23 protein-coding genes are annotated in these 25,398 nt (G+C 68.4%); 12 read left to right on the forward strand and 11 right to left on the reverse strand.

Annotation, left to right across the window (positions count from 1 at the left end):
* Window positions 1-151 precede the first annotated feature (151 nt).
* From ACV7NN_RS10005 to ACV7NN_RS10025, 5 genes are all read left to right on the forward strand, one after another.
* The gene (locus tag ACV7NN_RS10005; RefSeq protein ID WP_463349425.1) at window positions 152-1,477 is read left to right on the forward strand and encodes an ABC transporter substrate-binding protein; all 1,326 of its coding nucleotides are present in this window, start codon (window positions 152-154) and stop codon (window positions 1,475-1,477) included.
* 70 nt (window positions 1,478-1,547) lie between these two features.
* Window positions 1,548-2,657 (forward strand): carbohydrate ABC transporter permease, encoded by a 1,110-nt coding sequence (locus ACV7NN_RS10010; RefSeq protein ID WP_463349426.1) that lies wholly within the window; start codon window positions 1,548-1,550, stop codon window positions 2,655-2,657.
* A complete protein-coding gene (locus ACV7NN_RS10015) occupies window positions 2,654-3,568 on the forward strand; it encodes a carbohydrate ABC transporter permease (protein ID WP_463349427.1) in 915 nt (304 codons plus the stop codon). Before ACV7NN_RS10010 ends, ACV7NN_RS10015 begins: the two co-directional genes overlap by 4 nt.
* A gap of 2 nt (window positions 3,569-3,570) precedes the next feature.
* Window positions 3,571-5,067: a glycoside hydrolase family 1 protein gene (locus tag ACV7NN_RS10020; RefSeq protein ID WP_463349428.1), complete on the forward strand. Its 1,497-nt coding sequence runs from the start codon at window positions 3,571-3,573 to the stop codon at window positions 5,065-5,067.
* Window positions 5,068-5,097: 30 nt separating this feature from the next.
* On the forward strand, window positions 5,098-6,120 hold the full coding sequence (locus tag ACV7NN_RS10025) for a LacI family DNA-binding transcriptional regulator (RefSeq protein ID WP_463349429.1): 1,023 nt from the start codon (window positions 5,098-5,100) through the stop codon (window positions 6,118-6,120).
* Between the two features lie 131 nt (window positions 6,121-6,251).
* Here ACV7NN_RS10025 and ACV7NN_RS10030 read toward each other — a convergent pair whose 3' ends face one another.
* Window positions 6,252-7,079 (reverse strand): phosphatase PAP2 family protein, encoded by an 828-nt coding sequence (locus ACV7NN_RS10030; RefSeq protein WP_463349430.1) that lies wholly within the window; start codon window positions 7,077-7,079, stop codon window positions 6,252-6,254.
* Between the two features lie 81 nt (window positions 7,080-7,160).
* Here ACV7NN_RS10030 and ACV7NN_RS10035 point away from each other — a divergent pair, with 81 nt between their 5' ends.
* Window positions 7,161-7,904, forward strand: a complete 744-nt coding sequence (locus ACV7NN_RS10035) for a dienelactone hydrolase family protein (RefSeq protein WP_463349431.1) — start codon at window positions 7,161-7,163, stop codon at window positions 7,902-7,904.
* A 56-nt stretch (window positions 7,905-7,960) separates the two neighbouring features.
* Here the strand turns inward: ACV7NN_RS10035 and ACV7NN_RS10040 are convergent, their stop codons facing one another.
* Window positions 7,961-8,821, reverse strand: a complete 861-nt coding sequence (locus ACV7NN_RS10040) for a DNA-methyltransferase (protein WP_463349432.1) — start codon at window positions 8,819-8,821, stop codon at window positions 7,961-7,963.
* Window positions 8,822-8,858: 37 nt separating this feature from the next.
* Between ACV7NN_RS10040 and ACV7NN_RS10045 the strand changes: the two genes are divergently transcribed.
* On the forward strand, window positions 8,859-9,143 hold the full coding sequence (locus tag ACV7NN_RS10045) for a GNAT family N-acetyltransferase (protein WP_463349433.1): 285 nt from the start codon (window positions 8,859-8,861) through the stop codon (window positions 9,141-9,143).
* 3 nt (window positions 9,144-9,146) lie between these two features.
* Here ACV7NN_RS10045 and ACV7NN_RS10050 read toward each other — a convergent pair whose 3' ends face one another.
* The gene (locus ACV7NN_RS10050) at window positions 9,147-9,419 is read right to left on the reverse strand and encodes a hypothetical protein (protein ID WP_463349434.1); all 273 of its coding nucleotides are present in this window, start codon (window positions 9,417-9,419) and stop codon (window positions 9,147-9,149) included.
* A gap of 73 nt (window positions 9,420-9,492) precedes the next feature.
* Between ACV7NN_RS10050 and ACV7NN_RS10055 the strand changes: the two genes are divergently transcribed.
* Window positions 9,493-10,092: a GNAT family N-acetyltransferase gene (locus tag ACV7NN_RS10055; RefSeq protein ID WP_463349435.1), complete on the forward strand. Its 600-nt coding sequence runs from the start codon at window positions 9,493-9,495 to the stop codon at window positions 10,090-10,092.
* A 54-nt stretch (window positions 10,093-10,146) separates the two neighbouring features.
* Here ACV7NN_RS10055 and ACV7NN_RS10060 read toward each other — a convergent pair whose 3' ends face one another.
* From ACV7NN_RS10060 to ACV7NN_RS10070, 3 genes are all read right to left on the reverse strand, one after another.
* Window positions 10,147-11,139 (reverse strand): IS481 family transposase, encoded by a 993-nt coding sequence (locus tag ACV7NN_RS10060; RefSeq protein WP_463349436.1) that lies wholly within the window; start codon window positions 11,137-11,139, stop codon window positions 10,147-10,149.
* A 242-nt stretch (window positions 11,140-11,381) separates the two neighbouring features.
* Window positions 11,382-12,431 (reverse strand): lipoate--protein ligase family protein, encoded by a 1,050-nt coding sequence (locus tag ACV7NN_RS10065; RefSeq protein ID WP_463349437.1) that lies wholly within the window; start codon window positions 12,429-12,431, stop codon window positions 11,382-11,384.
* A gap of 97 nt (window positions 12,432-12,528) precedes the next feature.
* Window positions 12,529-13,371 carry an alpha/beta fold hydrolase gene (locus ACV7NN_RS10070; RefSeq protein WP_463349438.1) on the reverse strand — a complete coding sequence of 281 codons (843 nt, stop codon included), beginning with the start codon at window positions 13,369-13,371 and terminating at the stop codon, window positions 12,529-12,531.
* 70 nt (window positions 13,372-13,441) lie between these two features.
* Between ACV7NN_RS10070 and ACV7NN_RS10075 the strand changes: the two genes are divergently transcribed.
* Together ACV7NN_RS10075 and ACV7NN_RS10080 are read left to right on the forward strand one after the other, a co-directional pair.
* On the forward strand, window positions 13,442-13,891 hold the full coding sequence (locus ACV7NN_RS10075; RefSeq protein ID WP_463349439.1) for a MarR family winged helix-turn-helix transcriptional regulator: 450 nt from the start codon (window positions 13,442-13,444) through the stop codon (window positions 13,889-13,891).
* Window positions 13,892-13,896: 5 nt separating this feature from the next.
* Entirely contained in the window at window positions 13,897-15,192 is a 1,296-nt protein-coding gene (locus ACV7NN_RS10080; RefSeq protein ID WP_463351274.1) for an MFS transporter, read from the forward strand.
* A gap of 188 nt (window positions 15,193-15,380) precedes the next feature.
* Here ACV7NN_RS10080 and ACV7NN_RS10085 read toward each other — a convergent pair whose 3' ends face one another.
* Window positions 15,381-16,391, reverse strand: a complete 1,011-nt coding sequence (locus tag ACV7NN_RS10085) for a LacI family DNA-binding transcriptional regulator (protein ID WP_463349440.1) — start codon at window positions 16,389-16,391, stop codon at window positions 15,381-15,383.
* Between the two features lie 256 nt (window positions 16,392-16,647).
* Between ACV7NN_RS10085 and ACV7NN_RS10090 the strand changes: the two genes are divergently transcribed.
* Both ACV7NN_RS10090 and ACV7NN_RS10095 read left to right on the forward strand, forming a co-directional pair.
* A complete protein-coding gene (locus tag ACV7NN_RS10090) occupies window positions 16,648-16,995 on the forward strand; it encodes an L-rhamnose mutarotase (RefSeq protein ID WP_463349441.1) in 348 nt (115 codons plus the stop codon).
* A gap of 161 nt (window positions 16,996-17,156) precedes the next feature.
* Entirely contained in the window at window positions 17,157-18,077 is a 921-nt protein-coding gene (locus ACV7NN_RS10095; protein ID WP_463349442.1) for a patatin-like phospholipase family protein, read from the forward strand.
* A 173-nt stretch (window positions 18,078-18,250) separates the two neighbouring features.
* On the opposite strand, the gene ACV7NN_RS10100 is transcribed toward ACV7NN_RS10095, so the two are convergent.
* From ACV7NN_RS10100 to ACV7NN_RS10115, 4 genes are all read right to left on the reverse strand, one after another.
* Window positions 18,251-19,711, reverse strand: coding sequence for a rhamnulokinase (locus ACV7NN_RS10100; protein ID WP_463349443.1), 1,461 nt, complete (start codon window positions 19,709-19,711; stop codon window positions 18,251-18,253).
* Between the two features lie 97 nt (window positions 19,712-19,808).
* Complete coding sequence (locus ACV7NN_RS10105; RefSeq protein WP_463349444.1) at window positions 19,809-21,860, reverse strand: bifunctional aldolase/short-chain dehydrogenase; 2,052 nt, start codon at window positions 21,858-21,860, stop codon at window positions 19,809-19,811.
* 11 nt (window positions 21,861-21,871) lie between these two features.
* On the reverse strand, window positions 21,872-23,035 hold the full coding sequence (gene rhaI, locus ACV7NN_RS10110) for an L-rhamnose isomerase (protein ID WP_463349445.1): 1,164 nt from the start codon (window positions 23,033-23,035) through the stop codon (window positions 21,872-21,874).
* A gap of 54 nt (window positions 23,036-23,089) precedes the next feature.
* On the reverse strand, window positions 23,090-25,366 hold the full coding sequence (locus ACV7NN_RS10115) for an alpha-L-rhamnosidase (protein WP_463349446.1): 2,277 nt from the start codon (window positions 25,364-25,366) through the stop codon (window positions 23,090-23,092).
* Window positions 25,367-25,398: the final 32 nt, after the last annotated feature.

The raw sequence follows: 25,398 nt of genomic DNA on the forward strand, positions 1-25,398 counted from the left end.
CCGCGTGAGCGAAATTCATCTTGACAGCGCGCCAACCCCCTGCCTACGTTGTGACAGAAGTCGTGAGAGCGCTCTCACACATCTCGGTGAGAGCGCTCTCAGCGGCTCACCACCTGACCACACGCACAAACACACGCACAAGGGAGTGACCGTGAAACTTTCACGACGCACCAAGGTCGTTGCGGCCGTAGCCGGCGCAGCATCCTTCGCTCTCCTCGCAGCCGGATGCTCATCCAGCGGCGGGGGCAGCGGCAGCACCTCAAGCCCCATCACACTGACCGTCACCACGTTCGGCACCATGGGATTCGACAAGCTGTACGCACAGTACGAAAAAGAACACCCGGGCATCACGATCAAGGCGACCAACATCGACACTGGTGACAACGCCCTGACCGACTGGCAGACGAAGGAAGCGGCCGGCAGTGGCCTCCCCGACGTCCAGGCCGTCGAAGAAGGCTGGCTCAGCAAGGTCATGCAGGTCTCCGACCAGTTCAACGACCTCAAGAGCTACGGCGCCAACGACATCAAGAGCCGCTGGGTCGACTGGAAGCTGAAGCAGGCGACCGACAAGAACGGCCACATCATCGGCTACGGCACCGACATCGGACCGGAGGGTCTCTGCTACAACAGCAAGCTCTTCGCCGCCGCCGGCCTGCCGAGCGACCGCGACGCCGTCGCCACGCTCTTCGGTGGCGACAACGCGACCTGGGCCGACTTCTTCAAGGTCGGAGAACAGTACAAGGCCAAGACCGGCAAGGCTTTCTACGACCAGTCCGGCTTCGTCTGGAACGCGATGGTGAACCAGCTGCCCGAGGGTTACTACACCAAGGACGGCAAGCTCAACATCAAGGACAACGCCGACATGAAGGCCCTGTGGGACCAGCTCGCAGCGGGCGCCAAGGCCGGACTCACCGCCAACCAGACCCAGTGGGACTGGGGCAAGGGCAAGGCGTTCACTGACGGAGCCTTCGCGACCTTCGTCTGCCCGGGCTGGATGCTCGGCGTGGTCCAGGGCCAGGTCAAGGCCGGCGGCGGCGACGCTTCGACCGGCTGGGACTTCGCGAACGTCTTCCCGGGGGGAGCCGCCAACTGGGGAGGATCGTTCCTGACCGTTCCCAAGCAGTCGAAGCACCCGAAGGAAGCGGCAGCTCTCGCAGCCTGGCTGACCACCGCCAAGTCGCAGGTCGCCACCTTCCAGGCGGCGGGCACCTTCCCGTCGGTGACCGCAGCGCAGTCCGACCCCGGTGTGACCGGACCGAGCGACCTGACGAAGTTCTTCAACAACGCACCGATCGGCCAGATCCTCGCCGCACGGGCGAAGGGCGTCGTCGCTCAGTACAAGGGACCGGATGACTCGGTCATCCAGTCGCAGGTGTTCGGACCGTCCGTGCAGGAGCTCGACTCCGGCAAGAAGACCGGTGACCAGGCCTGGGCAGACGCTATGAAGCTGCTCGACCAGCTGGTCGTCAACAAGTAATCACACCCGCTCCACGGAGGCCCCCCGGAGACCCGATTCCGGGGGGCCTCGATCCTTGGGAGGATCTCGCATGACCACCGCAGTCACCCCGTCCGTGCAGGGCACGGAACCGCCGGAGCGACCGGCCGGGCGCACCTCGAGCCCGAAGCGATCACCCCGCACCAAGCTCGAGTTCCGCCAGAAGCTCAGCCGCTTCGACGTGAAGGCCTCGCCCTACTTCTATGTGGCGCCGTTCTTCATCCTCTTCGGACTGGTCGGCCTGTTCCCCCTCGGCTACACCTTCGTCGTGTCGCTGAACAACTGGAACCTCCTCACCGGCCCCGGCGAGTGGATCGGTCTCGGCAACTACGTCAAAGAGCTCACCGACCCGTTCTTCTGGAACTCGCTGTTCAACACGGTCAGCATCTTCCTGCTGTCGGCCATCCCGCAGCTGATCGCCGCCGTCGCGATCGCCGCGATCCTCGACCAGAACATCCGCTCCAAGACCTTCTGGCGCATGAGCGTCCTGATCCCCTACGTCGTCACGCCCGTCGCTGTGACCCTCATCTTCTCCAGCGCCTTCGACGAGAAGTACGGCCTGATCAACAACCTCCTCCAGTCCTTCCACCTCAGTCCGATCATGTGGAAGACCGAGACGTTCCCCTCCCACATCGCCATCGCCACGATGGTGAACTGGCGCTGGACCGGCTACAACGCGCTCATCCTGCTCGCGGCCATGCAGGCCGTGCCGCGCGACCTGCACGAGTCGGCAGCCCTCGACGGCGCCGGCAGCTTCCGGCGGTTCTTCTCGATCACTCTCCCGAGCATCCGCCCCACCATGATCTTCGTGATCATCACCGCCACCATCGGCGGCCTGCAGATCTTCACAGAGCCCAAGCTGTTCAATCCGTCGAGCGCGGTGCCGGGCGGCCCCCAGCGGCAGTACCAGACGACCGTGCTCTACCTGTGGGATATGGCGTTCAACCGCGGCAACTTCGGGCGCGCATCCGCGATCGCCTGGATGCTCTTCCTGATCATCGTCATCTTCGGGGTGATCAACTTCCTGATCTCCCGGCGGATCGCGTCGACGGAGGCGCGGGTCAGCCGCAAGCGGACCGCCCGGAGGATCGCACAGCACCAGCAGGACAAGGCGGAGGGCGCCCGCGCCGTCGCCGCAGCAGCAGAGGAGGAACGGGTATGAGCCAGGTCACCGAGAACCGGACCCCCGCGACCACGAAGGCCACAACGACCGCGAAACCCACCAAGCCGCGCGAACCCCGGCGCAAGGCGCTCGGAATCGACCGCCGCCCCGGCTTCCTCACCTACGGGCTGCTGCTCGCCGTCTTCCTCGGCGGCGCCTACCCGCTGTGGTGGTCGTTCGTCGCAGGCTCCAGCCCCAGCACCGTCCTGACCGCGACCTGGCCGCCGCTTCTTCCCGGCGGTCTGTTCTGGCAGAACGTCGGACAGGTGCTCGACACGGTGCCGTTCTGGCTCGCGCTCGGCAACAGCATCATCGTCTCGACGGTCATCACCCTCTCGGTCGTGTTCTTCTCCACGCTCGCCGGGTACGCGTTCGCGAAGCTGCGGTTCCGCGGGCGTGAGGGGCTGCTGGTCTTCGTCATCGCGACGCTCGCCGTCCCCACGCAGCTCGGCATCATCCCCCTCTTCATGGTGATGAAGCAGTTCGGCTGGACGGGCACGCTCGGCGCAGTGATCGTGCCGACGCTGGTCACCGCGTTCGGCGTGTTCTTCATGCGGCAGTACCTGGTCGACGTGATCCCGGATGAGCTCATCGAGGCGGCCCGCGTCGACGGCGCGAGCATGATCAGCACGTTCTGGCACGTCGGCGTTCCGGCGGCCCGGCCTGCGATGGCCATCCTCGGGCTCTTCACCTTCATGACCGCGTGGACCGACTACCTCTGGCCGCTGCTCGTCGTTCCGCAGAACCCGACACTGCAGGTCGCGCTCAGCCAGCTGCAGTCCGCCAAATACGTCGACTACTCGATCGTGCTCGCCGGCGCAGTGATGGCGACGATCCCCCTTCTCATCCTCTTCGTCCTCGCCGGAAAGCAGCTCGTCTCGGGCATCATGGCGGGCGCGGTGAAAGGCTAGGCATGACAGACATCACGTTCGACCGCTGGCCGGACGGGTTCCTCTGGGGCTCGGCCACCGCTGCGGCGCAGATCGAGGGCGCCGCGCACGAAGATGGCAAAGAGGACTCGATCTGGGACCACTTCGCCCGAATCCCCGGTGCCGTCGCGCACGGCGACACCCCCGAGATCGCGGTCGACCACTACCACCGGATGCCCGACGATGTCGCGCTCATGAAGGAGCTCGGCCTCGACTCGTACCGCTTCTCGACGAGCTGGGCGCGGGTCAAGCCCGGGGACCGCTCCATCAACCGGGCCGGCCTCGACTTCTACAGCCGCCTCGTCGACGAACTGCTCGGCGCGGGCATCCTGCCGTGGCTCACCCTGTACCACTGGGATTTGCCGCAAGCGCTCGAAGAGCGGGGCGGATGGGCGAATCGTGACACCGCGTACCGGTTCCGCGACTACGCGGAGGCCGTGTACGAAGCGCTCGGCGACCGCGTCACCCACTGGACGACGTTCAACGAGCCGCTCTGCTCATCCCTCATCGCCTACGGCGCCGGCGAGCATGCGCCCGGCCGCAGCGACGGACGCGCAGCGCTCGCTGCGGTGCATCACCAGCACCTCGCGCACGGCCTCGCCATCCAGACGCTGCGGGAGCGCTCCGGCGCAGCCGCAGGGGATGCGGAAGCCGCCGACCTGCGTTTCGGCATCACGCTCAACCTGACCAACGCCGTTCCGAACGACCCGGCAGACCCGGTCGACCTCGAGGCAGCGCGCCGCATCGACGCGCTCTGGAACCGGATGTTCCTGGAGCCGCTCCTGCTCGGCCGCTACCCGGACGACCTCCTCGACGACGTAGCGGGCCTCGGTCTCGCGGAGGTCATCGAGGACGGCGACCTGGCGATCATCGCGCAGCCCATCGACTTCCTCGGCGTCAACCACTACCACGACGACAACGTCAGCGGTCACCCGCAGCCGGCGGATGCTCCGGGCGGCCTCCAGCCGACCGACCGCCCCAAAGGCTCGCCGTTCCCGGGGAGCGAATACGTCACCTTCCCGCCGCGGGCGCTCCCCCGCACCGCGATGGGCTGGGAGGTCAACCCGGACGGGCTGGGCAGCCTGCTCGTGCGCCTGGGCCAGGAGTATCCGACGCTGCCGCCGCTGTACATCACCGAGAACGGTGCCTGCTACGACGACACGGTCAGTGCGGACGGACGGGTTCACGACACGGAGCGGTCGGCGTACATTCGATCGCACATCGAGGTGGTCGCCGGCGCGATCGCCGAAGGGGCGGATGTGCGGGGCTACTTCGTGTGGTCCCTGCTCGACAACTTCGAATGGGCCTGGGGGTACAACAAGCGGTTCGGGATCATCCGCGTCGACTACGAGACACAGGAGCGGATCGTGAAGGACAGCGGCCTCGAGTACGCGGCGATCATCGCGCAGGCGCATGCGGCATCCGCTGCGACGTCCGAGGCCGCGGCACGCTTCGCGGCCGCGCTTCCGGCAGACGCCTAACATGGAAACCGGACCGGGAGGAACGACGAGATGACCTCGGAGAAACTCGACAGCCGCGCTGTGCCGACGCTCGAAGCGGTGGCCGCGCTGGCCGGAGTTTCGCGCGCGACCGTGTCACGTGTGGTCAACGGGTCGACGAAGGTCACCCCCGAGGTCATCGAAGCGGTCACCAAGGCGATCGCTGACCTCAACTACGTGCCCAACCGGGCCGCCAGGTCGCTCGCCAGCAAGCGCACGCAGGTCGTCGCCCTCGTGGTGCCGGAATCCACGGCCAAGGTGTTCGCCGACCCGTTCTTCGCATCCATCGTCCAGGGCGCCGCCCTGCACCTCGCCGAGACCGAGTACACGCTCAACATGGTCATCTCGTCGGAGTTCAAAGCCGACAAGACCCGCCGCTACCTCATGGGCGGGAACGTCGACGGTGCGCTCATCGTCTCGCACCACTCCGGCGACCACTCCTACGCGCACCTCGGCCAGTCCCTGCCGGTCGTGTTCGGCGGGCGGCCGGTCAACGAGGCGGAGCAGGGCTCCTACTTCGTGGATGTGGACAACGTCGCGGGCGCTGCCGGCGCGACCGAGCATCTCATCGAGCGCGGTCGCCGCAACATCGCGATCATCACGGGGCCGCAGGACATGCCGGCCGGACTCGACCGGCTGACCGGGTGGCGGCGCGCGATGGACGCGCACGGGCTCGACCAGTCGCTCATCGAGTACGGGGACTTCTCGCCGACCTCCGGGCGCGAGGCGATGAAGCGGCTGCTCGACCGCGGCGTGCCGATCGACGGGCTGTTCGCGACGAACGACCAGATGGCTGCGGGCGCGTACGCGTCGATCCACGAAGCCGGCCTGAGCATCCCGGACGACATCGCGGTCGTCGGCTACGACGACGACTACTACGGGCTGACGGCGACCCCGCCGCTGACGACGGTGCACCAGCCGTCGATCGGGCTCGGCGAGACGATGGCGCGCGTGCTGGTGAAGCGGATGTCGGACCAGCCGGTCGCCCGCGTCACGATGCTCCCCACCGAACTGGTCATCCGCCAGAGCACGTAACCCGCCCCGGCCCCGGCCCCGGCCCCGGCCCCGGCCCCGGCGAGTGTCGCCGTCCGAGCCGAGAATCGCTGGTCGGCCGGCGACACTCGGCCGTACTGGCGACACTCGGCGGAGCAGAGCGGCGCGGGGCGCTACGCGAGCGCGCGGAACGCCCGGTTCGCGGCGACCGCGATCACGAAGCCGATCGCGCCGATGGCGGCGACACCTCCGGCGTAGGCCACGAACAGGTGGCTGCTCCCGCTTTGCGTCGACACGTAGGTGATCGTGAGCGAGACGATGCCGACCACCGCGAGTCCGACCGCGACCCAGAAGAGCGGCCACAGCTTTGTGCGCACCGGGAACTCCGCCGTGCGGGCGTGCAGCCACGCGAGCACGCACCCGGCGAGCGAGCCCCAGAACGAGACGACCAGCAACCCCGCGACCACGTCGCTCGGCCGGTGCCACTGCTCGACGAGAGTGGATGCCCCGGCAGCGATCGCGAATGTCGAGCCGACGACCGCCGCGAGCGGCCGGAACCGCGGGCTCGCCACCAGGAAGACGACGAGCGCGGCCGACGCCGCCACGGTCGTGTGCCCGGACGGCAGGGAATTGCTGAGCACATCCACGCCCTTCTCCGGGCGGCTCAGGATGGCGTACTTCAGCACCTGCGTGCTCACATTGGCGGCGACCGCGGCAGCGACCGCGACGATGAACACCTGCCAGTTGCGCCGCGCCAGCACCACGATGATGGCGATGATCGATGCGACGACGACGGATGCGGCAGGCAGGATGTTGAGGAAGCTGTGCGCGAAGTCGACGAGGCTGCCTTTCCAGATGTCGGCGCCGGTGAACGCCCTTTCGTCGATGATCTGGCCGATGTAGCTGCGCACGAAGATCAGGTACACCCCGACGAAGGCGACAGCCGACGCGAGCGACCCCAGGATGAAGGGGGTTGCCCGCAGCTGCGTACCGATTCGCATAGTCAAAAGCCTTTCATACGAAGTCTGTGAATCTTTGTACGGCGGGTGGGCACTCCTGCACTTTTCGTGGTCGAATCAGCTATGGCAGCTTCAGCCCCCGTGGTCGTCGACGTGGACATCCCCTCCGACGTCGAAGGAACGAGCGCTGGGCTGCGCGGCGTGATGGCTGTTCCCGCAGGCATCGGGCCGTGGCCGGGCGTCATCCTCGTGCACGAGGCGTTCGACATCAACGACAACATGCGGCGACAGGTGCAGCGGATGGCCGAAGCCGGCTACCTCGCGCTCATGCCGAACCTCTTCACCGAGGGCGGTGCGCGCAAATGCCTGATGGCGACGTTCCGGGCACTGTCGGCCGGTCGCGGTCGCGCGTTCCAGGACATCGAGGCTGCACGCCGGATGCTGCTCGCGCGCCCCGACAGCACCGACAAGGTCGGCGTGATCGGCTTCTGCATGGGCGGCGGTTTCGCGCTGGCGCTCGCGAGCGGCAGCCGGTACGACGTCTCGTCGGTGAACTACGGGCGGTTCCCGAAGGATGCGGACGCGGTGCTCGCCGACGCCTGCCCGGTGGTCGCGAGCTACGGGGGCCGCGATCGCTCGCTCAGGAACGCCGCCGCCAAGCTCGACGCGCTGCTCACCCGCGACGGGATCCCGCACGACGTGAAGGAGTACCCGACGGCGGGTCACGCGTTCCTGAACGAGGAGGAAGAGGGTGCGGTCGCCTTGCGGCCTGTCATGCGGATGATCCTGGGCGCGGGCCCGGACCCGGAGGCCGCCACCGACGCGTGGCAGCGCATCGAGGCGTTCTTCGCCGAGTACCTGCGCTGACCGGCGCTGCCGCCCCTCGTGCGCTGACCGGCGTCCCGCCCGCCGGGCAGGACGACTCAGACGAACTCGACGCCGGGTACCGTCCCGAACCGGTCCCGCATGATCGCGATCGCCTCGGCGTTCTGGTCGACCAGCACGAACCGTCGCCCGAGGGCCGCAGCGACGGCTCCCGTCGTGCCGCTGCCGGCGAAGAAGTCGAGCACCCAGTCGCCCTCCCGGCTGGAGGCCTGCACGATCCGGCGCAGCACGCCTTCCGGTTTCTGGGTCGGGTAGCCCGTCTTCTCCCGGCCCGTCGGGGACACGATCGTGTGCCACCAGACATCCGTCGGCAGCTTTCCGAGCTCGGCCTTGGCCGGCGTCACGAGACCGGGCGCCATGTACGGCTCACGGTCAACGGTGGACGAGTCGAAGTAGTACCTGGCCGGGTCTTTCACGTAGACGAGGATCGTGTCGTGCTTCGTCGGCCAGCGGTTCTTCGACTTCGCGCCGTAGTCGTACGCCCAGATGATCTCGTTGAGGAACGACTCCCGCCCGAACAGCGCATCGAGCAGGACCTTCGCGTAATGCGCCTCCCGGTAGTCGAGGTGCAGGTAGAGGGTGCCGTCGTCGGCGAGGAGCCGCCACGCTTCGATCAGGCGGGGCTCCAGGAACTCCCAGTAGTCGTCGAACCGGTCGTCATAACGCAGCAGGTCGCCCTTGATGCGCTCATAGCTCTGACCTTTGAAACCGGTCACGGACCCGGCTCCGCCATCGCTGCGAACCGAGGTCGTGGTCTGCCGCGCCTGCTTGCGGCCCGTGTTGAACGGTGGGTCCAGGTAGATGAGAGTGAAGGATGCGTCGGCCAGTCCCCGCAGGACGTCGAGGTTGTCGGCGTGGACGACCCTGCTCGACGAGTCGGGTGTCCAGGCGGCGGGCATGGACCCATTCTCGCAGCGCTCCGACTACGCTTCTGCCATGGGAATCACCGTCAGGAATGAACCGGAACTGAACCGTTACGTCATCCTGAAGGACGACGAACAGGTGGGGTTCACGCAGTACCGTCTGCGCGAGGACGAGATCGATTTCTACCACACCGAGATCGACCCTGAGCGGCGCGAGGGCGGCCTGGCGGGCATCCTGGTGCAGTCCGCGCTCGACGACGTGCGCGACAACAGCGACCGGCGGCTGGTCGCATCCTGCCCCTACGTGCGGCACTGGCTGCGCGAGCACACGGAGTACCGCGACCTGCTGCGCCGCTGACCGTCAGCGCAGGTCGATGCGGATCTTGCCGTCGAAGATGCCCTTGTCGTCATCGCCGGCCACGGGAGCGGGGGCCGGCAGCATGCTCTGGCGGTCGAGCTCGATCTGAGCCTCGTGCCTGGTCGGTGCGAAGACCTCGTCGCCGATCCCGACGATGCTCGAACTGGAGCCGCCGGTCGTGCGCGACTTGTTCGAGAGGTCGATCCAACCGAAGTGCACCGCGATGTAGCCGAGCACGAGCGCTGCCGCGATTGAGCCGAGGATCCACCAGTTCACACGCTTAGGGTACGTGACGCAGATGGGCGGTACCTCCGTGCTGTCACGGAAGGCAACGGCGTACAGTTTCGGCATGGAGTTCAGGGTTGCGGTCGCCTCCGACGCGGATGCGGTCACCGAGACGATCACGCTCGCTTTCCGCGACGACCCGATCTGGGGTGTCGCGCTGGCCGACGCCGACGGCACGACGGAGCACATCCGCCGGTTCTGGCGGCTCTTCGTCGACAATGCGATCCCGTATGCCACCGTCTTCCTGGCGGAGAACGCCGCCACGGTCGCTGTCTGGCTTCCGCCGGGCGCACCCGACCTGACGCCGGAGCAGCAGGACGACGCCGACGCCCTCATCGCGGCGAACCTCTCACCCGAGCGCGCCCGCGCCTACGCCGAGCTCTGGGGGCGGTTCGAGTCCAGCCACCCAGAGGAGCCGCCACACATGTACCTGAGCCTGCTGGCCACGCATCCGGACCATCGCGGTCGCGGGATCGGGCAGCAGCTCCTCGCTGCGAACCTCGCCGCCTTCGACGGCGCGAGCCTCCCCGCCTACCTCGAGTCGACCAATCCGGCCAACAACCATCGCTACGAGCGGGCAGGCTTCCGCGCGATCGGCCGCTTCGAGGCCGTGATCGACGGCGCGCCGGTGACCACGATGTGGAGGGATGCCGCGGCCGGCTGAGCCGCGTCGCCGGCCATCCGCATCAGATCCGCCCCGCGCGAGCTCCGTCGCGCACTAGTTGTACTGCCCAGGCAGGTTGGTTAACCGGGTGATCGGTGGGACCGTGCCGATGGCGGTGTGGGGCCTGTGGTGATTGTAGTGATGCAGCCAGGCTGGGAGGGCCGCTCTGCGGGCTGATTCACTGTTGTAGTGCCGGCCGAAGGCCCAGCCGTCGGCGAGGGTGCGGTGGAACCGCTCGATCTTCCCGTTTGTCTGCGGCCGGTAGGGTCTGGTCTTCTTCGGCCGGATGCCCAGATCGGCGCAGGCGTCCCGCCAGGCGCGGGACACATAGGCGGAACCGTTATCGGAGAGGACCCGTTCGACGGTGACGCCGCGGGCCTCGAACCAGCTGACGGCTCTGCGGAGCACCCCGATCGCGGTGACCGCGGTCTCGTCGTCGTGGATCTCCGCATAGGCGACCCGGGAGTGGTCGTCGATGACGGTGTGCACGAACGCGGTCCCCATCCGCGGATCGCCGCCAGCGCCGCGAGGCTTGCCCGGTGTCCGCGTCCGGTTGCGGAACCCCTGCTGCCGGCCGACATAGCGCCATCCGCCGCCGTCCGGGATGTTGCCCAGCTTCTTCACGTCGACGTGGATCATCGCCCCCGGTTTCTCGTGCTCGTAACGACGGACCGGTTCCCCCGTCCGGACATCGACGTGATGGAGGCGGTTCAGTCGGCACCGGGTCAGCACCGCGTGCACTGTCGAGGCGGGCATCCCGAGCTGGGCGCCGATGCCGACCGGGCCGAGACGTTGCTTCCAGCGCAGGTGGACGATCCTCCGCACGACCGGTTGCGGGGTCCGGTTCGGACACCGGTGAGGCCGCGACGAGCGATCGGCCATCCCGTCCCGACCCATCGCCGCATATCGGTCCGCCCACCGTTTCGCCGTCGGCCAGGACACATGAAAATAGACGGCCGCGTTCGCGACTGACCACCCATCCTCAACGATCAGACGCGCGATCCTGGCGCGTTGGACTGGGGTCAGGGCTGCATTAGCGTGAGACATGAGGACCTCCTGGTCGAACGGGAACCTAGACAGCTCCACTCTCGACCGGAGGTCCTCCTCGCACCCGGAAACGACTACAGCGAGTCGTCACACATCAACCAACGTCCCCGGACAGTACAACTAGTTCCGTCTCGGCGCACTAGCTCTAACACGTGCGCCGAGACACAACTAGTGCGAGCGCCGCCGCAAGAGCGCGCCGAGACGCAGCTGGCGAACGTCGCAGCACGGGCGCCCGGGACGCCTTACGGCACCCGGTACAGCCACGCCTCGGTGCTGAACTTCTCGGCGACGAGCTTCTCGGCGGCCGCGTACTCATCCGGGGTGACGTCTCCCGGCGTCGAGCCGTAGAGGTTCGTGAACGTGGTCTTCATCTGGTCGATGATCTCCGCGCGGGTCAGCCCGGTCTGGCTGCGGAGCGGGTCGACGCGCTTGGCCGCGCTGGCGATGCCCTTGTCGCTGATCTTCTCGCGCCCGATGCGGAGCACCTCCGTCATCTTCTGGCCGTCCATGTCGTAGCTCATCGTGACGTGGTGAAGCACGGCACCCGAGCCGAGCCGCTTCTGCGCGGCGCCACCGATCTTGCCGTGCGGGCTGGTGATGTCGTTGAGCGGCTGGTAGAACGCGTCGATCCCGAGAGATTTCAGCGCGACGATCGCCCACTCGTCGAGGAAGGCGTAGCTGTCGGCGAAGCTCATCCCCTGCACCAGGTCGGCGGGCGCGTAGATCGAGTAGGTGATGACGGACCCGGCCTCCATGAACATCGCGCCGCCGCCCGAGATGCGCCGCACGACGTCGAAGCCGTACTTCTCGGCGTTCACCGGGTCGACCTCATTCTTCACCGACTGGAAGCTGCCGATGACGACCGCCGGCTCCTCCCATTCCCAGATACGCAGGGTGGGCTGGCGGTGACCCTCGCCGACCGCGGTCGCGAGCACCTCGTCCAGCGCCATCTGCATCACCGGCGGAACCGCCTTCGAGTGCACGAGCTGCCAGTCGTAGTCGCGCCAGCTGGTGGCCTTGGCGAGCGACCGGCGGATGGCGACGGCCACCGCCTCAGGCGAGAAGCCGAGCAGGATGGCGTCCTTGGGCAGCGCGCTCTTCACGGCGGCGGCGATCGTGGCCGCGTCCGATTCGGCGGACAGGCCGTTCACCGCGCCGTCGATCGCTTCGAGTGCGCTGTCGGGTTCGAGGAAGAAGTCGCCCGACAGGTGGAAGCGGACGATCGCGCCGTCGACGACGTCGAGGTCGACTACGACGAGCTTGCCGCCGGGGACCTTGTATTCACCGTGCATGTCTTCAGCCTAGGGCGCTCCCGGCCCCGATCGGGCGGCTTCTGCCGCTTCATCGAGCGGCAGGCGACCGGACTCCTCCGATCGGCGGCCGCGAGAGTCAGCGTGCGAGGTGGGCGTCGAGCCAGGCGGTCAGGTCGGCCATCACCTCGGCGCGGTTGGTCTCGTTGTAGACCTCGTGGCGCGCATCCGGGTAGACGATCGTGGTCACATCCGTCAGCCCCGAGCGCTCGCGGTACGCCCGCTCGAGCCGGCGGACGCTCCGTTCGCCGCCGACCGGGTCGCCGCCGCCCACCTGGAGGAGGAGCGGCAGGTCGTGCGCGAGCCTGCGCGCAGGCCGCCCGATGATGCGCAGCGTGTCGACAGGGCCGAACAGCTTCGCGAGAGGCACGGATGTGGTCAGCGGGTCGTCGAGGAAGGCCCGCGCGACCTCGGGGTCGCGACTCAGCCACTCCATGCCGGTCGTGCCGAGGTGGGCGTAGCGCTTGTTGAGGTCGCCGCTGTTGAGGTAGCCGGGCAGACGGTACGCGCTCCCCGACAGGACCGCGAGGTCGTACTCGGCCGAGTGGTTGTTGAGGATCATCTGCACCATGAACGAGCCCCAGCTGTGCCCGAGGATCACGAGCGGGAGGCCCGGGTTCTCGCTGCGGATGATCCCGCTCAGCTGGTGGACGGCCGCGACTGCCGCGCGCAGGCCGCCCTCGCCGAGATGACCGAGCTGTGCTGCGTCGTCATCCCATTGCGCCATGCCGGTGCGGCCGTGGCCGCGATGGTCGTCGGCATAGACCGTGAATCCGGCGGCGTTGAGGTGGGCGGCCAGGCCCGCGTAGCGCTGGGCGTGCTCCCCCACTCCGTGGGCGATCTGGACGACGGCACGCGGATTCGGCACGGGCCATACGTCGTACGTGATGGCGATGCCGTGTTCGTCGGTGAAGGTGGCCACGCGCTCATTCTGTCCTATCGAACGGTCGTGGCGGTTTATTTAGCGTAACTAATTTGTTAGGCTAACGATCATGAGTACCACCGTCGACCGGCCCAAGCGCGTCTCCACGCACGACCTCAGCACCCTCGTGCGCATCGGAGTCGCACGGCTCGGCCGGCGGCTGCGTGCCGAGAAAGCTGACAACGAGGTGAGCGATGCGCAGATCTCGGCGCTCGCCTTCCTCGTGCGCGAAGGCGCCCACACGCTCGGCGAGCTGAGCGAGAACGAACGCGTGACCCCTCCATCCATGAACCGCACCGTCAACTGCCTCGCCGACTCCGGCTTCGTCGTGCGCGTCGCAGACCCGAGCGACGGACGCAAAGTCGTCGTCACGCCCACCGACCGGGGTCGCGAACTGATCGCAGAGACCCGCCGGCGCCGCGACGCCTGGCTGTACCAGCGCCTGCGCACTCTCACCCCGGAGCAGCGCCGCACGCTCGCCGACGCGGCCGCGATCATGAGGGAGCTCGCCGACTCGTGAGTGCGATGTTCCGCTCCCTCAACGGCATCAACTACCGCATCTGGGCGGGTGGCGCCCTTGTGTCGAACGTCGGCACGTGGATGCAGCGCACAGCCCAGGACTGGATCGTCCTCACCCAGCTCACCCACAACAACGCGACGGCGCTGGGCGTCGTCGTTGCGCTGCAGTTCGCGCCCCAGCTGCTGCTGCTGCCGGTCACCGGATTCGCCGCAGACCATCTCGACCGCCGCAAACTGCTCATGGCCACGCAGGGGATCATGGGGCTGCTCGGCCTCGGGCTCGGGCTGCTGACCGTGACCGGGCAGGTCCAACTCTGGCAGGTGTACCTGTTCGCGCTCGCGCTCGGCTGCGTCGCGGCGTTCGACGCGCCAGCACGCCAGACCTTCGTCTCCGAACTCGTCGAGGGGCCGAACCTCTCCAACGCCGTGGCTCTCAACTCGGCCTCCTTCAACGTCGCTCGCATGATCGGGCCGGCCGTCGCCGGAATCCTGGTCGCCGCCGTCGGCGCCGGCTGGGTCTTCCTCATCAACGCGGCCACGTTCGGTGCCGTGCTGATCTCGCTGAAGATGCTGCACATCCGCGAACTCCATCCGTCGCCCCGGGCGAAACGGAGCAGGGGCGGGCTGGCCGAAGGCTTCCGCTACGTGCGGAAACGGCCGGACATCAAGGTGATCCTGATCATGGTGTTTCTGATCGGCACATTCGGCCTGAACTTCGCGATCTTCATCTCGACGATGTCGGTGAGCGTGTTCCACAAGGGGGCCGGCGAATTCGGCCTGCTGTCGTCGATCATGGCCATCGGGTCGGTCGCCGGTGCGCTGCTGTCGGCGCGCAGGGAACGGCCGCGGGCCGCCATGCTCTTCGCTGGGGCGGCACTGTTCGGGGCCGGATGCGCGATCGCGGCCGTGATGCCGACCTACTGGCTCTTCGCGGTCGCGCTCGTCCTGGTCGGGATCTCCGCCCAGACCCTGATGACCACCGCGAACGGCGTCGTGCAGATGACGACGGATCCCCTGCTCCGCGGACGCGTGATGGCGATCTACATGGCGATCTTCATGGGCGGCACCCCGATCGGCGCTCCCATCGTTGGCTGGGTGGCCGACGCGTTCGGGCCGCGCTGGGCGCTCGGTGTGGGGGCCGCATCCGGGTTCGCCGCCGCGCTCGTGGGGGTGTTCTACCTGGTCAAATACCGCAACCTGCGCGTGCAGTTCCGATCGTGGCGGGTGCAGTTCGTGCTCGGCGACCGCGAAGACGTCCAAGAGGCGATCGGCGCCGACGAGGCCGCCGCGCAGCGCGCCTGAGCGCGCGAGCAACCTCTGCCGAGAGTCCCTCGTGCGGACGCGTGTGCCTCCTCCGCGAGCCGCGCTCCCGGGAGGTCATGCCGAGAGGTCACGCCGAGAGTGCCCGTTGCGGCCGAGAGTGCCCGGTGTACGAGGCGCTCTCGGCCGGAACGGACACTCTCGGCGCCTTCAGCGCGCGGCGAGCAGTGTCAGACCGGCACCGTGCTCGCGCGCACGACCAGCTCGGGCTGGTACACCACCTGCCGCGGCTTGAGCTCGGGGTCGCCCGCCTCGTCGAGCAGCAGCTGCACCGCCGTCGACCCGATGAGCGCGCTCGGCTGGCGGATGGACGAGAACGGAACCACCGCAGCGCTGGCGAAGTCGATGTCGTCGTAGCCGATGAGCGCGATCTCGTCGGGCACACGCACGGTGTTTCGCATGAACAGCGCCTGGAGCAGGCCCGTGGCGATCAGGTCGTTCGCGGCGAAGATCGCATCCGGCCGATTCTCGGGCGCGCGCCCGACGATCGTCTCGCCGGCCAGGCGCCCCTCCACGACCGTGAGCGCGGACACCGGGACGACTTCGAGCGACACCCCGTTGTGCCGCGCGACCGCTTTCTGCGCGCCGTCGAGCCGGTCGGCGACCTGGCGGATCTCGAACGGGCCGCCGACGAACGCGATGCGGCGCCGGCCCGTCTCGATCAGGTGCTCGACGGCCATCAGGCCGCCGGCCACATCGTCTACCGACACCGAGCTGAACGACGTGTCCGGGCTGGTCCGGTCGACGAGCACGGCCCGGATGCCCCGGTCGCGCAGGCGGCGCAGGCGCGGCTCGACGTCGCCGAACGGCGAGATCAGCACTCCGCGCACGCGCTGTTCTTCGAAGAGGTCGAGGTAGGCGGATTCGCGCTCCGCCTTCTCGTCGCTGTTGCCGAGGATGATCGAGTACCCGGCCTGCGACGCGCTGTCCTCGGCTCCGCGGGCGAGATCGGTGAAGAACGGGTTGCCCACGTCGAGGATGACCAGCCCGATCGCCCGGCTGTGTCCAGCCCGGAGCTGGCGCGCGGCGTCGTTGCGCACGAATCCGAGCTTCTCGATCGCCAGCTGCACGCGTCCCACCGTGTCCGCGGCGACCTTCTCGGGGCGATTCAGCACGTTGGATACGGTGCCGACCGACACACCGGCCAGCGCTGCGACGTCACGGACACTGACGGATGGCATGTCGCCCCTCCTCGAGATCGAGTACGTGGTGCTGATCGATTGTCGCACGACGAACCTGTGAATCGTTCAATTTGCACCGTGGCAGGATGCGGACCGGCCCCGCCGCCGGCACACGCGCGTAGGCCGGTTACCGCAGACGACCGGATGGGGCGCTCTTTCGCACCTTGACCACCTCCCAGCACCGCCTTAGAGTTCTGACGTCAGCCAAAATTTGAACGTTTCATTTGAACGCGTTCGTTACCGAGGATGGAGCCCCGTGCCGACCACAGTCCCCGAGAACCCCGCCGCCCGGCGCGTCTGCTTCACCATGCGCCTGAAGCCCGACCGGGTAGACGATTACCTGGCCGCCCATGAAACCGTCTGGCCCGAGATGCTCGACGCGCTCCGCGAGACCGGATGGTCGAACTACTCGCTCTTCGTCGACAAGCCGAACGCACTGGTCATCGGCTACGTCGAGACGGACGACTTCGAGCGGTCGCTGGCCCAGATGGCCCTGCGCCCCGTGAACGACCGCTGGCAGGCAGGCATGGCCGAGTTCTTCGCCGCCGACGTCGAGCCGGACCGCACCATGGAGCAGCTGACCGAGTACTTCCATCTCGACTGATCGGGACGTGCTAACGTCCTACTGATCGTTATTCCTGAGCAGGAGGTGAGACCCATGAACGCAGTATCCGCATCGGGTGCTCCCCTGCTTTCAACGATCGCGCGACTGAGGTAGTCGCCACCGGGAGCCCCGCCACAGGCAATTCGCGAAAGGCGACTCCCATGAACACAACACCTCCTTCTCCTTCTCTTCCCTCGAACGATTCCGACAAGCGCGCCCTGGTCCTCGCCGGCGGCGGTGCGGCAGGCAACGCGTGGGAGCTCGGTCTCATCGCCGGGCTCGCCGAGAGCGGGGTCGACGTGACCGGCGCCGACCTCATCATCGGCACATCCTCCGGATCGACCGTGGCCGCCCAGGTCACCAGCGGGACCTCACCGGCCGACCTGTACGCCTCCATCCTCGCCGAGGTCCCTCAGCCGCCCGCCGGCGGGGCCGGTACCGACCGGCGGCGGGCTCCGATGTCGGGCCCGAACTACATGGAGTGGTCCGACGGGATCATCGCGTCCTCCGCGGACGCGGCGGACATGCGCCGCAGGATGGGTGCCGCCGCGCTCGAGCGGGATGCTTCGAACGGCTCCGGCGGACCCCGCTGGCGCGACATCGTCGCATCCCGGCTCCCCACCGACCAGTGGCCGCACCAGCGCGTGGTCATCGCGGCTGTCGATGCGCGCACGGGCGAGCCCGTCGCGTTCGATCGTGACAGCGGCATCGACCTGGTGGACGCCGTCGCCGCCAGCACCTCCGCGATGACGCCGTACCCGATCGGCGATCGCCGCTACATCAACGGTGGCTACCGCCGGAGCGAGAACGCGGACCTGGCCGCCGGTTACGGGCGGGTGCTCGTGTTCTCGCCGTTCGGCGGCAGGACGCGCATGCCGCTGGAGTGGCGCATGGACCTCGCGAGCCAGGTCGCTGAGCTGCGCGCGGGCGCGAGCAGGGTCGAGACGGTCTTCCCCGATGCGGGCGCAGGCGACGTGTTCGACGCCAACGCGCTGGATCCGTCGACGCGCCTGCAGTCCGCCCGCGGAGGCTACGGCCAGGGCCTGACCCTGGCAGAGCGGCTCACCGGCTTCTGGTCCTGACGGGCCCCGGTCACCGCCCGCGAGTTGGCACTTGTTGCGGGATGCAGCCGCATCAAAACGGCAACGAGTGCCAACTCGCGGGCATCGCGGAAACTCGCGGGCGACGCGGACAACTCGCGGGCGACGCGGACAACTCGCGGGCGACGCGGACAACTCGCGGGCGACGCGAACCGCTAGCGGGATACGCGCGACGGCACGGGCCGCGGCTCGTACCGCACAGGCTCGTGGGCGCGGATGACGAGGGCCCGCAGCGCTTCGAGGTCGCCGTTCACGAGTCCTTGCGCCCGCGCCTGCACCAGCACGTTCCCGATGGCGGTGGCTTCGACCGGTCCCGCCAGCACAGGGAGGCCGGTGCGGTCGGCGGTGAGCTGGCAGAGGAGGCGGTTGCGCGCTCCGCCGCCGACGATGTGTACGGTGTCGATGGTGCGTCCCGAGAGTTCGGCTGCGCTCCGGACGGCCGCCCCGAACGCCTCCGCGAGGCTTTCGACGATGCTGCGCACGTACTCCACCGGGTTGCGCGGGGCGGCGACGCCGTTCTCGGCGCACCACTCCGCGATGCGCGCGGGCAGGTCTCCGGGTGCGAGGAACCGCGGGTCGTCGGCGTCGAACACGGACACCGGTCCCGCGTACGCCTCGGCGCGCTCCAGCAGGTCGACGAGCTCGACGTCGAGTCCCTGCGCCAGCCACGTGCGGATCGACTCGCTCAGCAGCCACAGCCCCATGACGTTGTGGAGGAAGCGCACACGTCCGTCCACGCCGCCTTCGTTGGTGAAGTTCGCGGCTCGCGCGGCTTCGGTGAGCACCGGATGCTCCAGCTCGACGCCGACGAGACCCCACGTTCCGCAGGAGATGTACGCGGCCGTTTCTGCGCGCATCGGAACGGCGACGACGGCGGATGCGGTGTCGTGCGATCCGACGGCCGTGACGCTCGGACCGGCCCCCCGCACCTGCAACTCGGCGCGGAGGCTCGGCAGGAGGGACCCGACGGTGGTGCCCGCCTCGACGACGGGCTGGAACAGTCCGCGCGGCAGTCCGAGCGCGTCGATCAGTCCGGTGTTCCATGCGCCGTCGGCGGTCAGGAGTCCGGTCGTGGATGCGTTGGTGCGCTCGGCGACCCGCTCGCCGCTCAGCCAGTAGGTGAAGAGGTCGGGGATGAGCAGCAGCGAGTCGACCCCGTCGAGCCGTCCGACGCGACTGTCGACGGCGAGCTGGTAGAGCGAGTTGAACGGGAGGTACTGCAGTCCGTTCTCGCGATACAGGTCGGCCGGGCCGACACGGGTGTGGACGAGCTCGGTGCCCTCGCCGGCCCGCTCGTCGCGGTAGTGGTAGGGGATGCCGCGCAGCACTCCGTTGCGCAGGAGTCCGTAGTCGACGGCCCAGGCATCCACCCCGACGCTGAGGAGTCCGGGCTCCGCGCGCAGCGCCACGCCGAGCCCGTCCGTCACGTTGCGGTGGAGCTCGACGACGTTCCAGTGCAGCGCGGAGTGGTCGCCTTCCCACAGCCGCACCGGGATGTTCGGGAAGCGCGCGGCCTCATCCAGTTCGAGCGTGTTGGCCCCCACGCGCCCCACGATGACGCGCCCACTGGTCGCCCCCAGGTCGACCGCCGCGACCGCGCCCGCTGCCGCGCTCATCGCGTGCCCCTCTCACCGAGAGTCGCCGCTGCGGCCGGGTCGACCCGGTAGAGCGGCGACACTCGGCGGCAGCGGCGACTCTCGACGGAAAGAGCGTTCATCGGAGGAAGGCGGCGGCGACCCCGGCGTCGACGGGGATGTGCAGCCCGGTGGTGTGGTCGAGATCGGAGGAGCAGAGCACGAACACGGCGTTGGCCACGTGTTCGGGCAGCACCTCGCGTTTGAGGAGGGTGCGCTGGGCGTAGTACTTGCCGAGCTCTTCTTCGGGCACTCCGTAGACGGCGGCGCGCTTGGCGCCCCAGCCGCCGGCGAAGATCCCGGAGCCGCGCACGACACCGTCGGGGTTGATCCCGTTCACGCGCACACCGTACTCGCCGAGCTCGGCTGCGAGCAACCGCACCTGGTGGGCCTGGTCGGCCTTGGTCGCCGAGTACGCGATGTTGTTCGGGCCGGCGAACACGGAGTTCTTCGACGAGATGTAGACGATGTCGCCGCCGAGCTTCTGGTCGATCAGTACCTTCGCCGCGGCACGCGAGACGAGGAACGAGCCCTTGGCCATCACGTTGTGCTGCAGGTCCCAGTCGGCGACGGTGGTCTCCAGCAGCGACTTCGACAGCGACAGCCCGGCGTTGTTCACGACCAGGTCGAGGCCGCCGAACGCGAGGAGTGCCGCATCCACCGCCTGCTGCACCGCGGACTCGTCGGTGACGTTCGCGACCACGCCGACCGCGACGTCAGCGTTTCCGATCTCAGCCGCGGCGGCCTGCGCCTTCTCCAGGTCGAGGTCCGCGATGACGACGCACGCACCCTCGGCCGCGAGCCGGGTCGCGATCGCCTTGCCGATTCCGGATGCGGCTCCCGTCACCAGCGCCACCCGGCCCTGCAATGCCTTGGGCTTCGGCATCCGCTGCAGCTTGGCCTCTTCGAGTGCCCAGTACTCGATCCGGAACTTCTCCGCCTCGTCGATGGGCGCATACGTCGACAGCGCCTCGGCGCCGCGCATCACGTTGATCGCGTTGATGTAGAACTCGCCGGCCACCCGGGCCGTCTGCTTGTTCGCGCCGTAGGAGAACATGCCGACGCCGGGGATCAGGATGATCGCCGGGTCCGCGCCGCGGATCGCGGGCGGTTCGTCGCCGCGGGCGCGCGCATCCACCGCACCGCGCTCGTAATAGGCGGTGTAGTCGGCCCGGTAGGCCTCGTGCAGTTCCTCGAGCCGCGCGACCGAGTCCTCGATGGAGGCGTCGGCCGGCAGGTCGAGCACCAGCGGCTTGACCTTGGTGCGCAGGAAGTGGTCGGGGCAGCTGGTGCCGAGAGCGGCGAGCCGCGGATGCTCGGACCCGGCCAGGAAGTCGAGGACGACCTGGTCATCCGTGAAGTGCCCGACCTGGGCGCGGTCGGTCGACGCGATCGCCCGCAGGTGCGGCGCCAGAGCTGCCGCCTTCGCACGGCGCTCGGCAGGCTCCAGCGGTTCGTAGCCGTCGATCGCCCCGCCGAACGGGTTCTCGCGTCCGTTCGCCTCGATGTAAGCGGCGGCCGTCTCGATGATCCACAGCGAGTTGGCTTCGGCCTCGTCGGAGGTGTCGCCCCACGCGGTGATGCCGTGGCCGCCGAGGATCGCCCCGATCGCCTCCGGGTTGTCCCGTCTGATCGCGGCGATGTCCAGACCCAGCTGGAAGCCGGGCCGACGCCAGGGCACCCAGACGACGCGGTCGCCGAACGCCTTGCCGGTCAGCTCCTCGCCGTCGGCGGCGGTCGCGATCGCGATGCCCGAGTCCGGGTGCAAGTGGTCGACGTGCGCCGCATCGACCAGGCCGTGCATGGCCGTGTCGATCGACGGGGCCGCACCACCCTTGCCGTGCAAGGTGTAGTCGAACGCGGCGACCATCTCGTCCTCACGGTCGACACCCGGGTAGACGTCGACCAGCGCGCGGAGCCGGTCGAGCCTCAGCACCGCCAGGCCCGCCTCGGTCAGGGTGCCGAGGTCGCCGCCGGAACCCTTCACCCAGAGCAGCTCGACCGGCTCCCCGGTGACCGGGTCGGTCTCGGTCCCCTTGGCTGACGTGTTGCCGCCGGCGTAGTTCGTGTTGCGCGGATCGGCGCCCAGCCGGTTCGAGCGGGCGATCAGCTCGGCCGCGGTCGGGTTCATCGAAGTCATCGTCACGCACCCCATCCGGCCTGGGTGCCGCCGATACGGTCGGCTTCGATCGTCTCCTGGTAGCCGCTGAGCGCATACGCGGTCATCGGGTCGCCGTCGAGACCGCGCGACTCGCGCCATTCGGCGAGCGCGGGGCGCACATCCGTGTAGAACGCGTCCATCACGATGCCGTTCGCGCCGAGCACATCCCCGGCTTCCTGGGCCGCGGCGAGCGCGTTCCGGTCGACGAGCAGTGCCCGCGCGGTCATCTCCTGCACGTTCAGCACACTGCGGATCTGGCCCGGGATCTTCTTCTCGATGTTGTGGCACTGGTCGAGCATGAACGCCACATCCGGGTTGTTCAGCCCACCCCCGCGGATCACCTCGGAGAGGATCCGGAAGAGCTGGAACGGGTCCGCCGCCCCGACGATCAGGTCGTCGTCGGCGTAGAACCGGGAGTTGAAGTCGAACGAGCCGAGCTTTCCGAGGCGCAGCAGCTGGGCGACGATGAACTCGATGTTCGTGCCAGGCGCGTGGTGACCGGTGTCGAGGCAGACGAACGCCTTCTCGCCGAGGGCAGCCACGTGTGCGTAGCTGGTCCCCCAGTCCGGAACATCGGTGTGGTAGAACGCCGGCTCGAAGAACTTGTACTCGAGCACCAGCCGCTGGCCCTCGCCGATCCGCGCGTAGATCTTCTGCAGCGAATCGGCGAGGCGATCCTGGCGGGCCCGGATGTCGTCCTGGCCCGGATAGTTCGTTCCGTCCGCGAGCCAGATCTTCAGGTCCCGCGACCCCGTCTCGTTCATCACATCGATGCACGCGAAATGATGATCGATCGCCTTCTGCCGGATCTTCCGGTCACTGTGCGTCACCGAACCGAGCTTGTAGTCGTCGTCCTGGAACGTGTTCGAGTTGATCGTGCCCAATCCCACACCGTTGTCCTCGGCATGCTTACGCAGGTCGGCGAACGAATCCACGAGATCCCACGGGATGTGCAGGGCGACCGTCGGAGCGAGCCCGGTGTACTTGTGCACCTGCGCCGCATCCGAGATCTTCTCGAACGGATCCCGCGGCGTGCCCGGCGACCCGAAGACCTTGAACCGGGTACCCGAGTTGCCGAACGCCCACGACGGGAGCTCGATCGCCTGTGCAGCGAGGGCGGATGAGATATCGGTCAGGTCAGTCATGTCAGTCATTCATTTCTTCGGTTGCGTGCGAACGTGAGCGTCGGGCTCGCGGGGCTAGCGGTCTGCTCCCACAGGAGCGGGCAGGGATGCCGTAGCCGACACATGCCCGGCCTCGAGCGCGCGGTCGTCCTGGCCGGGCAGGCGCAGCACGCCGGTCACGCCGGCCGGGAGGTCTGCTTCGACGGTGAACTCGTCGCCGGAGACGGTCCACGAGACCGCGATGCGACCCTGGGGAACCTCGAGTGTCGTCTCCGCCTCGGTGAGGCCGCCACCCGGCTGGGGAGCGATCAGAACCTGGGAGTAGCCGGGCGCGAGCGGGGCGATCCCGCCGACGACCCGATGCATCCAGTCCGCCACAGCTCCCAGGGCGTAGTGGTTGAACGAGGTCATCTCACCGGGGTTGATCGTGCCGTCGGGGAGCATCGAGTCCCAGCGCTCCCAGATCGTGGTCGCACCCATCGTCACCGGGTACAGCCACGACGGGCACTCCTTCTCGAGGAGCAGCTTGTAGGCGTCGTCCAGGTGGCCGGTCTGCGTCAGAGCGTCCGTGATGAACGGCGTGCCGGCGAATCCGGTGGAGATGCGGTAGCCGGCTGCGGCCGAGAGCTCCGCGAGGCGGTCGCCGGCGACGACCTCATCCGCGGTATCGAGCAGGCCGAACACGATCGCCAGCGCGTAGACCGTGGTGCAGTCGCTCTTCACGATGCCGTCGGTCACGTACTCGCGGTTGAACGCGGCGCGCAGGTCGGCGGCGAGCTGCTCGAACTCGGCCTGCTCGGCCGCGCGGCCGAGGACCTTCGCAGTCTCGGCGACGATGCGCGCCGAGTGGTACGCACACGCCGTGGCGACGACGCCCTTGTCGGCCTTCGCCGCGGCCGGGTTCTCCGGCGGAGCGTCCGGGTCGAGCCAGTCGCCGAACTGGAAGTTGCCGTCCCAGACGCCGGCGGGCGAGAGCAGCGACTTCACGCGGCGCACGTGGGCGGCCATCGAGCCGAACTGCTGGCCGAGCACATCCTGGTCGCCGTAGGCCTGGTACAGCGTCCACGGCACCCAGACGGCGGCGTCGCTCCAGATCGCGGTCGAGTCGACCGGCCCGAACTCGGACGGGCGGTCGCGGTCGGCGTACTTGAGCACGTCGGGGATCACGAAGCCGACGATCCCGTCGTGGTGCTGCTGCTCGAGGTCGAGGTCGCGCAGCCAGTCGCCGAGGAACGCGTCCACGTTGAAGAGGAAGGCAGCGGTCGGCGCGAAGGCGGCGATGTCGCCGGTCCAGCCGAGGCGCTCGTCGCGCTGGGGGCAGTCGGTCGGGACGTCGACGAAGTTGCCGCGCATCCCCCAGACCACGTTCTCGTGGAACTGGTTCAGCAGCGGGTCGGAGGTGCGGAACGTTCCGATCCGCTCGAGCTCCGAGCCGATCGCGACGGCCGTGAGGTCTTCGGGCTCCAGCTCGTCCGGCCATCCGGTGACCTCCGCGTAACGGAACCCGTGGAAGGTGAACGTGGGCTCGAAGACGTCGTCGCCTCCGCTCAGGATGTAGCGGTCGGTCGCGAGCGCCGTGCGCAGCGGGCGCGTGCCCAGCTCGCCGTGCTCCAGGACCTCGGCGTGCTTGATCGAGATCTCGCTGCCTTCGGGGCCTGTCACCGAGATGCGCACCCAGCCGACGAGGTTCTGGCCGAAGTCGATCAGTGTTTTGCCGCTCGGCGACGTCGTGATCGACTGCACAGCCAGCTCGTTCCAGCGCGCGACGCGCGGGCCGACATACGGGGCCAGCGTTTCGGTGTCGAAGTCGAGCGCGTGCACGCCGGTCCAGGCGTCGGATGCGAACCCGGGACGCAGCCACGAGTCGTCACGCAGGCGCGCGTCGATCGTCTCGCCGTCGTACAGGTCGTTCGCGAGTACGGCGCTCGGGCCCGCGGTCCAGCTGTCGTCGGTGACGACGATCTGGGTCGTGCCGTCCTCGAAGGTGATCTCGAGCTGCGCGAAGGCGCCGAGCTCCTCACCGTAGAACTTGCCACGGCCGGTCCAACCGAGACGTCCGCGGAACCAGCCGTTGCCGAGCGCGAGACCGAGCACACTCGTCGAGCCGAGCAGACCCGTCACGTCGTAGGTGGCGTAGCGGAGACGCCACTCGTAGCTGCTCCAGCCGGGGGTCAGCAGGTCATCCGAGACCGGACTGCCGTTCAGCCAGGCCTCGACGACGCCCTGCGCGCTGAGGCTGAGGGTCGCGCTCTTCACGGCGCCGTGACCGGTCTCGAGGGCGAACTCGCCGCGCAGCAGCGGAGCCCCGTTGAAGTCGTTGTCGGCGGCGATCATGCGGGCTTGCCAGTTCATTGATGTGTCTCCAGTGTGTTTCGGTCGTACTC

This window comes from Leifsonia sp. Ger2509 (assembly GCF_055231915.1).

Bases quoted from the DNA above. Each gene is read 5' to 3' on its own strand.
- ACV7NN_RS10015 (WP_463349427.1), top strand. From the start codon at position 2,654: ATGAGCCAGGTCACCGAGAACCGGACCCCCGCGACCACGAAGGCCACA.
- ACV7NN_RS10040 (WP_463349432.1), bottom strand. From the start codon at position 8,821: ATGCCCGCCGCCTGGACACCCGACTCGTCGAGCAGGGTCGTCCACGCC.
- ACV7NN_RS10060 (WP_463349436.1), bottom strand. From the start codon at position 11,139: ATGTCTCACGCTAATGCAGCCCTGACCCCAGTCCAACGCGCCAGGATC.
- ACV7NN_RS10030 (WP_463349430.1), bottom strand. From the start codon at position 7,079: ATGCGAATCGGTACGCAGCTGCGGGCAACCCCCTTCATCCTGGGGTCG.
- ACV7NN_RS10080 (WP_463351274.1), top strand. From the start codon at position 13,897: ATGTTCCGCTCCCTCAACGGCATCAACTACCGCATCTGGGCGGGTGGC.
- rhaI (WP_463349445.1), bottom strand. From the start codon at position 23,035: ATGACTGACCTGACCGATATCTCATCCGCCCTCGCTGCACAGGCGATC.
- ACV7NN_RS10065 (WP_463349437.1), bottom strand. From the start codon at position 12,431: ATGCACGGTGAATACAAGGTCCCCGGCGGCAAGCTCGTCGTAGTCGAC.
- ACV7NN_RS10115 (WP_463349446.1), bottom strand. From the start codon at position 25,366: ATGAACTGGCAAGCCCGCATGATCGCCGCCGACAACGACTTCAACGGG.
- ACV7NN_RS10095 (WP_463349442.1), top strand. From the start codon at position 17,157: ATGAACACAACACCTCCTTCTCCTTCTCTTCCCTCGAACGATTCCGAC.
- ACV7NN_RS10085 (WP_463349440.1), bottom strand. From the start codon at position 16,391: ATGCCATCCGTCAGTGTCCGTGACGTCGCAGCGCTGGCCGGTGTGTCG.
- ACV7NN_RS10020 (WP_463349428.1), top strand. From the start codon at position 3,571: ATGACAGACATCACGTTCGACCGCTGGCCGGACGGGTTCCTCTGGGGC.
- ACV7NN_RS10045 (WP_463349433.1), top strand. From the start codon at position 8,859: ATGGGAATCACCGTCAGGAATGAACCGGAACTGAACCGTTACGTCATC.
- ACV7NN_RS10055 (WP_463349435.1), top strand. From the start codon at position 9,493: ATGGAGTTCAGGGTTGCGGTCGCCTCCGACGCGGATGCGGTCACCGAG.
- ACV7NN_RS10105 (WP_463349444.1), bottom strand. From the start codon at position 21,860: ATGAACCCGACCGCGGCCGAGCTGATCGCCCGCTCGAACCGGCTGGGC.
- ACV7NN_RS10035 (WP_463349431.1), top strand. From the start codon at position 7,161: ATGGCAGCTTCAGCCCCCGTGGTCGTCGACGTGGACATCCCCTCCGAC.
- ACV7NN_RS10100 (WP_463349443.1), bottom strand. From the start codon at position 19,711: ATGAGCGCGGCAGCGGGCGCGGTCGCGGCGGTCGACCTGGGGGCGACC.
- ACV7NN_RS10025 (WP_463349429.1), top strand. From the start codon at position 5,098: ATGACCTCGGAGAAACTCGACAGCCGCGCTGTGCCGACGCTCGAAGCG.
- ACV7NN_RS10010 (WP_463349426.1), top strand. From the start codon at position 1,548: ATGACCACCGCAGTCACCCCGTCCGTGCAGGGCACGGAACCGCCGGAG.
- ACV7NN_RS10075 (WP_463349439.1), top strand. From the start codon at position 13,442: ATGAGTACCACCGTCGACCGGCCCAAGCGCGTCTCCACGCACGACCTC.